Here is a 12,232-nt window from a genome sequence, read left to right on the forward strand (position 1 = left end):
TGACCGGGGACGCCGCACGCCGATCGCACGCACCGACCGCCGCTGCGCCCGCGCTCCGCGCGGACGACGGGGGTTCAAAGACAGGCTCTCAGGCCGGCGGGGCCTGGCCGGGCCGGGAGGTCACCGACGGGGCGCCGCCGGAGCCGAGCGTGGCGGTGAGGCCCGCGTCGACGGGCAGCACGACCCCCGTGATCCACCGGGACCTCGGGCCGGCCAGGAACAGCACGGCCTCCCCGACGTCCCAGCCCGTGCCCTCGACGGCCAGCGGTGCCGCGTGCCGACGCTGCTCGCGGGCGCTCTCGTCGATGCCCTGGGAGGACACCATCGGGGTGTGGACGTAGCCGGGGGCGACCGCGTTCACGCGGATTCCCTCGGGACCGTGGTGGGCGGCCATGGTCCTGGTGAGTCCGATCACCGCCGCCTTCGTCGTCGGGTAGGCCACCTGCGGGTGGCCGCCGACGAGCCCGACCGCGGAGGACATGTTGACGATCGATCCCCCGCCGCCCGCGCGCATGCGGGGGATCGCGGCCCGGGACATCAGCATCATCGACGTCAGGTTGAGGCGCAGGCACGCGTCCCAGGCGAGCGGGTCCACGTCGACCACGGTTCCCGCGGGGCCCGCGACACCGACGTTGTTGACCAGGACGTCGAGCCCGCCGAAGGTCTCGCAGGTCCGCCGGACCACGTCGGCGCACTCCTCCTGGCTCGTCACATCGGCGGTGACCAGCAGGGCGTCCTTGCCCCGTGCCGCGATGAGGTCCCGGGTCCCGGCCATGTTCTCCGCTGCGGAGTCGACCACCACCACATGGGCCCCGGCCTCGGCGAGCAGCACCGCCGCGGCCCTGCCGTTCCCGATGCCCGGCGCACGCGAGCCGCCGCCGGTGACGATCGCGACCGCGCCCTCCAGACCGAAGTCGACGGACATGCTGACCTGCCTTTCCGTACGGGACGGGTGCAACGGGGCTCTCAGACCTGCCGGGTGCGGCCGGTCCAGTAGCGTTCGCGTACGGCGCGCTTGAGGACCTTGCCGTTCGCGCTGCGGGGCAGGGCGGTGACGAAGTCCACGCGTTTGGGCGCGCGGATGCTGCCGAGCGTCTTCTTGCACAACGCGATCAGCTCCTCACCGGACGGCCGGGCGCCCGGGTTGGGCTCCACCACCGCCGTGACCGCCTCTCCCCAGTCGTCGTGCGGAACACCGATGACCGCGCAGTCCTGGACCGCGGGGTGGCCCCAGATGACCTGCTCGATCTCGCTCGGGTAGATGTTCACCCCGCCAGAGATGATCATGTCCTTCTTGCGGTCGGTGATGAACAGATAGCCGTCCGCGTCGAAGTGGCCGATGTCGCCGGTGTGCAGCCAGCCGTCGACGACGGTCTCGGCCGTCCTTTCGGGGTCCGCGTAGTAGCCCTTCATCACGAGGTCGCCGCGTACGCAGACCTCCCCCGACCCACCGGCGGGGACCTGCCGCCCCTCGCCGTCCCGGATCTCGACGGAGACCAGCGGGTAGGGGCGGCCGCAGGACGTCAGCCGGGCGTCCGGCGCTATGGCCCCGTCGGTGAAGTGCTCGTCGGGGCGCATGAAGGACACCCCGGCGAACGCTTCCACCTGGCCGTAGCACTCCATCAGGACCGGCCCGAACAGCTCGATGGCCCGCCGCAGCTTCTCGGCCGACATGGGCGCCGCCGCGTACAGCAGATAGCGCAGGGAGGACAGGTCGCGCTCGGTGAGCCCCGGTGTCTCCATCAGCCGGTAGACGACCGTGGGGGCGAGGAACAGCTCGGTGACCCGGTGCCGCTCGATGGCGTCGAGGATCGCCGTCGGCTCGGCCCCCGGCAGGAAGACCACCGTGCCGCCGCGCGCCGTGGCGGCGAGGCTGATCACCCCCGAGGCGTGGCTCAGGGGCAGTGCCGCCAGGTCGACGACCGGGTCCTGGTCCTCGTAGTGGAACGCCATCATCAGATGCGCCAGGCAGGTGGACAGCGACCGGTGGGTGTTCATCACCCCCTTCGGCGCACCCGTCGTGCCGCCGGTCGAGGAGATCGCCACCACGTCGTCCATCTCGTGGTGCGTGCGCGGTGGTGTCGCCGGCAGGCCGTGCGTCCACTCCGCCAGGGAAGGGGCGCCGGCCGCGGCCGCGTCGAGGCACACGTACTGCCTGATCTTCGGCAGCGACGGCGCGAGCCCGGCCACCACCGACGCCGTCGAGCTGTGGAAGAACAGCACCTCGCAGTCGAACGCGTCGATCGCGCGCCGCAGGTCCGCGGGCGGAGTGGTCGGGTTCAGCGGCACCCAGGCGGCACCGGCCCGCCAGATGCCCAGGACGCCGATCCAGGCCCGCGCGTCATTGGGCGACAGCACGCCCGCCTTCGTCCCCCGGCCGCAGCCCGCCCGCGCCAGGGCGTGCGAGATCCGGCACGACAGCTCACCCGCCTCGTCGAACGTCCAGGACCGTTCGCCGCACACATAGGCGACGGCGCCCGGAGCGCGCCGCCTGCCGCGGTCGAAGAAATCGATGATCGCCATTACGCCCCCAGTACCGTGATCGCGGCGACCGCTTCCTCGCCGCCGTAGAAGCCGCCGCTGTTCTCCGCGAGCGCGATGCGGGCCCCGGGCACCTGCCGGACGCCCGCCTCGCCGCGCAACTGCCGCACCAGCTCGTACACCTGGGCCAGGCCCGTCGCACCCAGCGGATGCCCCTTCGCCTCCAGGCCGCCCGACGGGTTCACCGGGATGCGCCCGCCCAGCGCCGTCTCCCCGGCCTCCGCGGCCGCGCCGCCCGCCCCGGGCTCGCACAGGCCGAGCAGTTCGGTCTGCTGGATCTCCCCGAAGGCCGTGGCGTCGTGCAGTTCGGCCACGTCGACGTCCCGCGGCCCCACCCCGGCCCGCTCGTACGCCCGGCCCGCCAGCAATCCGCTGACGTGCTGGTCCCACGCGTCCTGCGGGCGGACGACGCCGGTGCCGAGCACGTTCGCCAGGACGCGCACCGCCCGGCCGTGCCCGGCGAGCCGCCGCAGCCCCCGCTGCCCGCAGACCACGACGGCGGCCGCCCCGTCGGTGACCGGCGCGCACATCGGGACGGTCAGCGGGAACGACAGGGCGCGCGCGGCGAGGACGTCGTCGACGGTGAAGTCCTTGCGGTAATGCGCCCTGGGGTTGTGCACGGAGTGCCGGTGGTTCTTGGCCGAGACCGCGGCGAACTGCCGCTGCGTGGTGCCGAAGCGCCGCATGTGCGCGCGGGCCATGGCCGCGTAGATGTCCATGAAGACGCTGCGCCCGCCCGTGCCCGCGTCCTCGGCCTCGCCGCCCAGCGCGGTCAGCGACGCCGCCAGCCCTGCGGGGTCCGACACGTCGTACGCGCCTTCGAAGACCGCCATGGTCCGGTCCCTGTCCGCGACGTTCATCTTCTCGGAACCCACCGCGAGCGCGATGTCCACGGCACCCGCACGGACCTGGTCGACCGCCAGATGCAGCGCCGTGGCGCCCGTGGCGCAAGCGTTCTCGACGTTGTACATCGGTATCCGCTCGAAGCCCATGCCCCGCAGCGCGATCTGACCGCCCACCATGAGCTGCCCCTGCAACGCCCCCTGCGTGGTGTTCCCGAAGAAGGCCGCCTCCACGTCCCGGCGCTCCAGCCCCGCGTCGGCCAGCGCCTCGCGCACGGCCTCCGCCGCCAGGTCCGGCACACCGCGGCCGTCGTGGCGGGCGAACCTCGTCATCCCCGCCCCGGCGATCCATACCTGCTCCGACATGGAGCGACTCCTTGTGTTCCGGGGCCTCCCGGCGAGGGGAGGCCCGGCCGAATGGGTGCTCAGAGCCTGTGCTCTCAGGGGCAGCCGACCACTTGGGCCGCGTAGGAGAGACCGGCGCCGAAGCCGAGCAGGAGGACCGGGGCGCCGCTGGGGATCTCGGCCCGCTCCACGAGCTTGGACAGGGCGAGGGGGACGCTGGCCGCCGAGGTGTTGCCCGAGTCGACGACATCGCGGGCGATGACCGCGCCGGTGGCGCCGATCTGCCGGGTCACGGCCTCGATGATCCGCAGGTTGGCCTGGTGCGTCACGACGGCTGCCAGGTCGGCGGGGGCGACACCGGCCCGCTCGCAGGCTTGGCGCGCGACCGGCGCGAGCGAGGTCATCGCCCAGCGGTAGACGACGTGCCCGTCCTGGCGGAACAGGGCGGGCGGACCGGCCGGCCCCGTGGTGCCCAGGGTGATGGCCGAACCGCGTTCGGGCTGGGAGCCCCACACCACCGGCCCGATGAGGCCGGGCCGGGAGGCGTCCGCCGCCGTGACGACCGCGGCACCGGCCCCGTCACCGAAGATGACGCAGCTCGTACGGTCCGTCCAGTCCAGGAAGTCGCTCATCTTGTCCGCGCCGATCACCAGCGCGGTACGGCTGCCGCCGCCGCGAATGGCGAGGTCGGCGGTGGCGAGCGCGTAGGTGAACCCGGCACAGGCGGCGTTGAGGTCGAAGACGCCGGCGGCAGGCACCCCCAGGTGCCGGGCGACGCGGGCGGCGGTGCTCGGCATCCGGTCCACGGCCGTGCACGTCGCGACGAGCACCAGGTCGATGTCCGCGGCGTCCACCCCCGCCCGCGCGACGGCCTTGGCGGCGGCCCCGACGGACATGTCCGCGACGCTCTCGTCCTCGGCGGCGATGTGACGTGTCGCGATGCCGACGCGGGACCTGATCCACTCGTCGGAGGTGTCGACCATGGCGGCAAGCTCGCCATTGGTCAGGACGCGGGTCGGCTGGTGGTGGGCGATCGACAGTATGCGGCCGGCGGTGGTGGCGGTCACGGGTCCTCCAGGGGTCACGTGGCGAAAGGCGGGGGCGTTGGCGGCGGCCCGGGCGGCACCGCGCGGCGGGGGCTCAGAAGACGCCCGGCGACGACCCGACCGCGTGTGCCGGGTCCGGCGGGGCCGCGCCGTCCAGGGCGTCGGTGATCGTGGCCAGGACGTCGGAGACCGCCGAGTGCAGGAAGAAGTGCTCACCGGGCAGGACGACGAGACGCGAGCGGTCGCGGACCTGCCGCAGCCACAGGTGCAGCTTCGCGCTCGCCACGAGCGGGTCCGCCTCGCCGCCGAAGACCGTCAGCGGCACATCCAGCGGCGCGAGAGCCCGGTACTCGTAGGTCTCCAGCAGGGAGAAGTCGGCGCGCAGCGCGGGCAGGACCAGCTCCATCAGCGCGGCGTCGGCGAGGAGTTCGGGCGGTGTGCCGCCGAGGAAGCGCAGCTCCTCGATCACCTCGGCGTCCGGCGCCGCGTGGATCGGCGGCCGGGTGCGCGGCACGTCGGGGGCGGCCGAACCGGAGACGAACAGGTGCGCCGGCCGGGGCAGTCCCCGCTCACGCAGCGTCCTGGCCAGTTCGAAGGCGATCAGACCGCCCATGCTGTGGCCGAACAGGGCGTAGGGCCGGTCCAGGTGCCCGGCGAGCACGTCGGCCAGCATCCCGGTGACCACGGGCATCCTGCTCACCGGGGTCTCGCTCCAGCGGGTGCCGCGGCCGGGCAGTTCCAGCGGATGCACCCGCACGTGCTCGGGGGTCAGATCGTGCCAGGTCCGGTACGCCGACGCGTTCCCGCCCGCGTAGGGCAGGCAGAAGAGACGGATGCCCGGCTCGTCTCCTGGCTCCGACCGGGCGAACCACGGGTTGCGCATGGTGTGCCTCTCTCTGGTCGTGTTCCGGCGCGTGGTGCGCCCGCGCGGGTCAGACGGCCACGCCGCCGTCGATCTGGAACGTGGTGCCGGTGATGTACGCGGCCCGGTCCGAGAGCAGGAAGGAGACCAGGTCGGCCACTTCGTGCGGCTCGCCGAACCGGCCCAGCGGAATGCGCTGCCGGAACTGCTCCCGCAGCTCGCCGGGCAGCTCCATGACGGGGTCGGTGGCGACGAAGCCGGGCACGACGACGTTCGCCCGGATTCCGTACCGCCCGGTCTCGCGGGCCAGGGACTTGGTGAACCCGATGATCCCGGCCTTGGACGCGGCGTAGTTGGTCTGCCCGGCGTTGCCGTACAGACCGGCGATGGAGGACATCGTCACGATCGCACCGCTCCGCCGCTCGATCATGCCGTTGATGACGGTCCGGCAGACGTAGTAGGTGCCGTCGAGGTTGACCCGCTGCACAGCGGCCCAGTCGTCGTCCTCCATCGCCGCCAGCGGGCCGTCGCGCAGCACGGCCGCCGAGGTGACCGCGGCGGAGACCGGGCCGAGCGTCTCCTCGGCCGCGTCGACGAACTCCTCCACCGCGAGGCTGTCGCCGACGTCGGTGCGGCGGACGCAGGAGCGCCGGCCCAGCGCGTCGATCTCCTTCACCAGGCTCTCGGCGGCGGCGGTGTCGGAGGCGTAGCACACCGCCACGTCGAAGCCGTCCCGGGCGAGCCGCACCGCGACGGCGCGGCCGATGCCGCGCGTGCCGCCCGCCACCAGCGCCACCGGGGCGGCCTGCCGCGCCCCGGCCGGGGCCTCGGCGCTCATGCCCTGCCCTCCCGGTCCTCCGTGGCCAGCTCCTCCGACGCCAGCAGGCGGCGCAGCTCCTCCTCCACCTCGTCGTCGGTCAGTCCGTCGAGCGGGTCCGGGTCCTCATCGGGCTCGGCGCGGCTGAGCACCTCGATGGTGCTGCCGGGACGGTCCGCCCCGGCGGCCGGGCCCGCGTCGAGGAGCGCGGCGGTGTGGGCGACGGTGGGCAGGTCGAAGAAGGCCCGCAGGTCGAGTTCGACTCCGAGCCGGTCCTTGAGCCGGGCACCGATCTGGACAGCGGCCAGCGAGTGCCCGCCGAGGGCGAAGAAGTCGTCGTCGACGCCGACCCCCTCCACCCCGAGGATGTCCTGCCACACCTCGGCGACGTCCCGCTCGTGGTCCGTGCGGGGCGCGACGTAGGGCGTGTCCAGCTCGGGTCGCGGGTGGCTGGTGCCCGGCGGGGCGAACTGCTCCATCTCCCGCCGCAGCAGCTCGGGGGTCAGGGACCTGGCCAGCTCGCGTACGGAGGTGAGGTCCCGGTGGCTGACCACGACGTGGCCGGGCAGGCCGGACGCGCCGAGGAGATGGGCGAAGACCTCCTTGCCCTGCTCCTCGGTGATCCCCTCGGCGAGGGTGCGCAGGGCACCGGCCGCGGGCTCCTCCTCCTCCTCCGTCCCGCCGCCGCCGGCGGGAGGCTCGGCGGACCGCAGGATCTGCTCGCGCAGGCCCGCGGGGTCGTTGATCCGCTTGATGGTGAAATCGGCGATGCGGGCCAGCAGCCGGCCGTCGGGGCCGAGGAGTTCGATGTCGCACGTACTGGTCTCGCCCGCGGAGTCCGCCGCGCCCTTCACCTCCACATGGGCGTGGACGGTGCTGGTCAGGCCGTGGAAGAAGCGCAGGCTGCGATAGCTGAACGGCAGGTAGAAGGTGTCGGGGGCGTGGACCCGCGCGGTGCCGCCCGCGGCGTCGAGCAGCGCGGGGTGGAGCAGGTAGTCGTCCAGGTCGGCGTGGTACGCCTCGTCGAGGCGCAGGGTCGCCATCACCCGCCGCGGGCCGACCTGTATCTCGCGCATGCACTTCCAGCGCGGCCCGAAGGAGAACTCGATGGGCCCGCCCTTCTCGAACCGGTCGAGGCGCAGGCCGAGCTTGATGGACTCCTCGGTGTCGAGGACCTTCGTCACCCCGCAGCCGGCGCGCAGCTCGTCCAGGTCCCGCACGGTCTCCGGCGCGGCCTCCGGGAAGGCGACGGTGCCGCGCGCGTGATCGGTCCAGACCGTGGCGCCGGGCGCGCCGCTCTGGCTCCGCACCGCGAAGTGCCACCGGCCGTCGCGTTCCTCGATGGTGGTGAAGACCTCCCGGCTCTGCCCGTCCGGGACGACGACGGGGATCATGTACTGCACGTCGCCGATCTCGATGTCCCGCCCGGCGGCCTGCTCGGCGACGGCGGCCCGTACCAGTTCCAGGTAGGCCGTGCCGGGGACGAGCCCGTGGCCCTCGATGCGGTGGTCCGCCACGATCCAGCTGTCCTCGGTGCTGAGGACGGTGCTGTACGTGCGGGAGGTGGGGGTCGAGCGCACCAGGCGCCGCAGCAGCGGGTGGCCGTCGAGCGGCGTCCCGGGGCCGAGGCCGAACCGGGAGCCGAGGCCGGCCGCCATCCCCACGTCACGCCAGGTGTCCCAGCCGACGGCGGTGACCGGCAACCCGCTCTCCCGGCGCTTGTGCTGGGCCCACGCGTCGAGGAAGGCGTTGGCCGCCGCGTAGTCGCTCTGTCCCGGGCCGCCGAGGACGGAGGTCACGGAGGAGCACAGGAACATGAAGTCGAGCCCGTCGTCCCGGCAGACCTCGTCGAGGACGAGCACCCCGTGCGTCTTGGCGGCAAGGACCTGCGCCGCGTCGTCCGGGGACTTGGTGACGATCATGCCCTGGGAGGGCAGGCCGGCGGCGTGGATGACGCCGTCGAGGGGCCCCGCCACCGCCCGCACCTCACCGACCGCCCGGCGCATCTGCTCCTCGTCGGTGACGTCGGCGCGCGGCAGGACCACGCGGGCACCGGCCGCTTCGAGGCGGCGCAGCCGCTTGATGAGCACGCTGGTGGCGTCGGCGTCGCCGTGTGCGCCGAGGTGGGCGTCCCAGGTGTCGCGCGCGGGGAACGCGGACCGGCCCAGCAGGGCGAGGACCGGCCGGTCGACCGTCGCGGCGATGTGCTCGGCGAGGGCGAGGCCGACGCCGCCGAGGCCGCCGGTCACCAGGTAGACGCCGCCGTCGCGCAGCGCGGTGCGCTCGGCCGCCGCGCCGGCGACCCAGTCCACCCGGTCGAAGCCGCGGACCCACACGTGCCGCCCGCGCACGGCGAGTTCCGTGGCGGTGCCGGTGCCGTCGAGGGCCGCGAGGACGGTGTCGGCGGCCGGGTCCACGGCGGCGCCGGTGACGTCCCAGACGCGGCACTCCGTGCCCGCGGTCTCCTGCGGGATCACCGTGGCCGCCCCGAGCAGGAGGGCGTTCTCGGGCTTCAGCGCCTCCTCGCCCGTCACGTCGAACACGCCCTCGCAGAGCACGTCGAGGGTGACCGGCGCGGGCAGCCGCTCGGAGCCGAGGGCCTGGGCGAGCGCCAGGAGGCCGTCGAAGCCGGTGCGGCGCGCGGCGTCCAGCCGGGCGCGGGCCGGTGCGGTGCCGTCCGGTGACCCGGCCGTGCTCCACAGGTGGACGAAGCGGAAGCGCCGCCCGTCCCCGGCCGCGGAGGGGAGCGCGGCCAGGGACGAGGCGAGCGCGGACAGGTGGTCCCGGTCGGCCGGATCGAGCGTCCAGGCGTCCTCGCCGGTCCGCTCCCGGCGGGCGCCGGCGGTGACGCGCACGACGCGGTCCCCGGCCGCCGCCAGACGGTCCGCGACGGCACCGCCGAGGGGGAGTTCCGCGCCCAGGACGATCCAGGTGTCGCCCGTGGCGGTGGCCGCCCGCCCGGCGGGCAGGGCGAGGCGCTGCCAGACGGGGGCGTAGAACCACTCGTCCGCGGGGGTGCGCTCGGGCCCGGTGTCCAGGGGCGCGCCCGGCCGCCCGGCGGGCTCGACCCAGAAGCGCCGCCGCTGGAAGGGGTAGGCGGGCAGGTCCACGGGCGGCCGGTGGCCCGCGCCGACGACGGACGCCCAGTCGACGCGGACACCCGCGCCCCAGACGGTTCCGAGGCCGTTCAGCAGGTGGACGCCGGCATCGGTGCGCTCGCCGGGGTGGGGCAGGGAGCCGGCGACGGTGCGCGTGGGCGACCAGGACCGGTGGGCGCGGACGAAGTTGGCCAGGTTCTGGCCGGGGCCGGCCTCCAGCGGTACGAGGAACGGGTCGGCGAGCAGCACGTCGAGCGCGTCGGAGAACCGGACGGGCCGGCGCAGATGCGCGCCCCAGTACTCCGGGCTCGTCGCCTCCTCGTCGGTGATCCAGGTGCCGGTGACGTTCGACAGGAACGGGATGGCCGGGGGGTTGAGGGTGACGGCGCGGACCTCCTCGACGAACGGGGCCACGGCGGCGTCCATGCCGGGGGAGTGGAAGGCGTGCGAGGTGTGCAGCCGACGGCAGCCCACCCCTTCGTCCTTGAGGCGCCGCTCGAAGGCGTCGACGGCCCCCGGCTCACCGGCGACCACGGTGAGCGCCGTGGAGTTGACGGCGGCGACGGCCAGGCCCTCGCCCAGCCGGGCGGTGGTCTCCTCCTCCGAGAGGAAGACGCTGAGCATCGCGCCGGGCGGCATCTCCTGGACGAGGCGGCCACGGGCGGCGACCAGGCGCACCGCGTCCCGGAGCGAGAACACGCCCGCCAGGCAGGCGGCGACGTACTCACCGATGCTGTGACCGGCCATGGCACGCGGCCGGACACCCCAGGACTGCCACTGCCGCGCGAGGGCGTACTCCACGCAGAACAGCGCGCTCTGGGCGAGCCGGGTCCGCCGCAGCCGTTCGGCGCCGCGCGGACCGTCCCCGTCGAGCACCAGGGCGCGCAGGTCCTCGCCCAGATACGGGGCGAACAGCTCCGCGCAGCGGTCGAACTCGGCGGCGAAGACGCCCCGCCGCCCGTACAGGCCGCGCGCCATGCCGGGGTACTGGGAGCCCTGCCCGGGGAAGAGGAACGCGACCGGGGCGTCGTCCGCGGCTGCGGCCGTGGGCGGGGCCTGTGCCAGCCTGCGCAGCGCGGTGACCGCCTCGCCGCGGTCGCGGGCGACGACGGCACCGCGGTGGGCGAAGTGGGCCCTGCGGTGGGCCAGGGTGTGCGCCACGGCGTCCAGGGGGAGGTCCGCGCCGCTCTCCAGCCGGTCGGCCAGCCGCCCGGCGGCCTCCGCGAGCGCGGGCGCCGACTTCGCCGAGAGGGGCAGCAGCCGGGGCCGCGCGGCGTCGTCCGCTCCCTCGCCGTCCCGGGCGGGCTCCACGGCGGGGGCCTCCTCAAGGACCACGTGGACGTTGGTGCCGCCGATGCCGAAGGAGCTGACGCCGGCCCGGCGGGGCACGTCCGCGCGCGGCCAGGCGCGCAGCGCGGTGTTCACGTGGAACGGTCCGGACTCCAGCTGCAGGCCGGGGTTGGGCCGCTCCCAGTGCAGGGTCGGCGGGATCGCCTCGTGCTTGAGGGCCAGCGCCGCCTTGATGAGGCCGGTGACACCGGCGGCCGCGTCGAGGTGACCGACGTTGCTCTTGACCGAGCCGATCGCGCAGCGGTCGCCGCCGTCGGCGTCCGCGCCGTAGGCGCGGGTCAGCGCGGCGAGTTCGATGGGGTCGCCGAGCGGGGTGCCGGTGCCGTGGGTCTCGATGTAGCCGACGGTGGCGGGGTCGACGCCGGCCAGCTCCAGCGCCTCGGTCACCACCTCGGCCTGGCCGTCGACGCTCGGCGCGGTGTAGCCGGCCTTCAGGGAGCCGTCGTTGTTGGCGGCGGTGGCGAGGACGACCGCGTCGACGCCGTCGCCGTCGGCCTGCGCGTCGGCGAGGCGGCGCAGGACGACGATGCCGGCGCCGTTGCCGGGCACGGTCCCCTGCGCGTCGGCGTCGAAGGCCCGGCAGGTCCCTTCCGGGGAGAGGATGCCGCCGGGTTCGTGCACGTATCCGGCGCGCAGCGGGGCGCTCACGGACACGCCGCCGGCCAGGGCGATGTCGCACTCGCCGTTGAGCAGGCTCTGGCAGGCCAGGTGCACCGCGGTCAGCGAGGTGGAACAGGCCGTCTGCACGGTGATCGCGGGACCCCTCAGGTCCAGCTTGTACGCGGTGCGGGTGGCCAGGAAGTCCTTGTCGGAGGCGAGCATCACCTGGTACATGCCGGACGTCTCCAGGACCTGCTGGTTGTTCATGAGGTTGAACAGCAGGTACGTGTTGAGCCCCGCGCCCGCGAAGACGCCGATGCGGCCCTCGAAGCGGGCCGGGTCGACACCGGCGGACTCCAGCGCGTGCCAGGCGCATTCGAGGAAGACCCGGTGCTGGGGGTCGAGGAGCTCGGCCTCGCGGGGGCTGAAGCCGAAGAAGCCCGCGTCGAACAGGTCGGCGTCGGCCAGCGCGCCCTTGGCCCTGACGTAGTCCGCACGGGCGAGGGAGGCGGGGTCGACGCCGGATGCGGCGAGTTCCTCCTCGGTGAAGACGGTGATGCCCTCGCGGCCCTCTTCGAGGTTGCCCCAGAAGGTCTTCACGTCGCCGGCGCCGGGAAAGCGGCCCGCCATGCCGATGATGGCGACGCGGTCTAGGGCCTGGTCCTTCTCCTGGTCCTGGTCCTTCTCGTGGTCCTGGCCCTGGTCCTGGTCCTGGTGGTGCTGTGACACGT

7 protein-coding genes are annotated in these 12,232 nt (G+C 74.3%); all 7 read right to left on the reverse strand.

Features of this window, described 5'->3' with window-relative positions:
* Positions 1-88 precede the first annotated feature (88 nt).
* The 7 genes from AB0I16_RS27465 to AB0I16_RS27495 all read right to left on the reverse strand — a co-directional run bounded on the left by AB0I16_RS27465 (position 89) and on the right by AB0I16_RS27495 (position 12,230).
* Complete coding sequence (locus AB0I16_RS27465; protein ID WP_363252273.1) at positions 89-925, reverse strand: SDR family NAD(P)-dependent oxidoreductase; 837 nt, start codon at positions 923-925, stop codon at positions 89-91.
* A gap of 41 nt (positions 926-966) precedes the next feature.
* On the reverse strand, positions 967-2,523 hold the full coding sequence (locus AB0I16_RS27470) for an AMP-binding protein (RefSeq protein WP_363252274.1): 1,557 nt from the start codon (positions 2,521-2,523) through the stop codon (positions 967-969).
* Complete coding sequence (locus AB0I16_RS27475) at positions 2,523-3,749, reverse strand: thiolase family protein (RefSeq protein WP_363252275.1); 1,227 nt, start codon at positions 3,747-3,749, stop codon at positions 2,523-2,525. Before AB0I16_RS27475 ends, AB0I16_RS27470 begins: the two co-directional genes overlap by 1 nt.
* Positions 3,750-3,823: 74 nt before the next feature.
* On the reverse strand, positions 3,824-4,795 hold the full coding sequence (locus AB0I16_RS27480) for a beta-ketoacyl-ACP synthase III (protein WP_363252277.1): 972 nt from the start codon (positions 4,793-4,795) through the stop codon (positions 3,824-3,826).
* Positions 4,796-4,868: 73 nt separating this feature from the next.
* The gene (locus AB0I16_RS27485; protein ID WP_363252278.1) at positions 4,869-5,657 is read right to left on the reverse strand and encodes an alpha/beta fold hydrolase; all 789 of its coding nucleotides are present in this window, start codon (positions 5,655-5,657) and stop codon (positions 4,869-4,871) included.
* A 49-nt stretch (positions 5,658-5,706) separates the two neighbouring features.
* On the reverse strand, positions 5,707-6,474 hold the full coding sequence (gene fabG / locus AB0I16_RS27490) for a 3-oxoacyl-ACP reductase FabG (RefSeq protein WP_363252279.1): 768 nt from the start codon (positions 6,472-6,474) through the stop codon (positions 5,707-5,709).
* Positions 6,471-12,230, reverse strand: a complete 5,760-nt coding sequence (locus AB0I16_RS27495) for an SDR family NAD(P)-dependent oxidoreductase (RefSeq protein WP_363252281.1) — start codon at positions 12,228-12,230, stop codon at positions 6,471-6,473. Before AB0I16_RS27495 ends, fabG begins: the two co-directional genes overlap by 4 nt.
* Positions 12,231-12,232 lie beyond the last annotated feature (2 nt).

Origin of the sequence: Streptomyces sp. NPDC050703, from assembly GCF_040654435.1 — a bacterium.
Taxonomy (GTDB): domain Bacteria; phylum Actinomycetota; class Actinomycetes; order Streptomycetales; family Streptomycetaceae; genus Streptomyces.

Coding starts and splice junctions, on each gene's coding strand:
- AB0I16_RS27465 (WP_363252273.1), bottom strand. CDS start 925: ATGTCCGTCGACTTCGGTCTGGAGGGCGCGGTCGCGATCGTCACCGGC.
- AB0I16_RS27470 (WP_363252274.1), bottom strand. CDS start 2,523: ATGGCGATCATCGATTTCTTCGACCGCGGCAGGCGGCGCGCTCCGGGC.
- AB0I16_RS27475 (WP_363252275.1), bottom strand. CDS start 3,749: ATGTCGGAGCAGGTATGGATCGCCGGGGCGGGGATGACGAGGTTCGCC.
- AB0I16_RS27485 (WP_363252278.1), bottom strand. CDS start 5,657: ATGCGCAACCCGTGGTTCGCCCGGTCGGAGCCAGGAGACGAGCCGGGC.
- fabG (WP_363252279.1), bottom strand. CDS start 6,474: ATGAGCGCCGAGGCCCCGGCCGGGGCGCGGCAGGCCGCCCCGGTGGCG.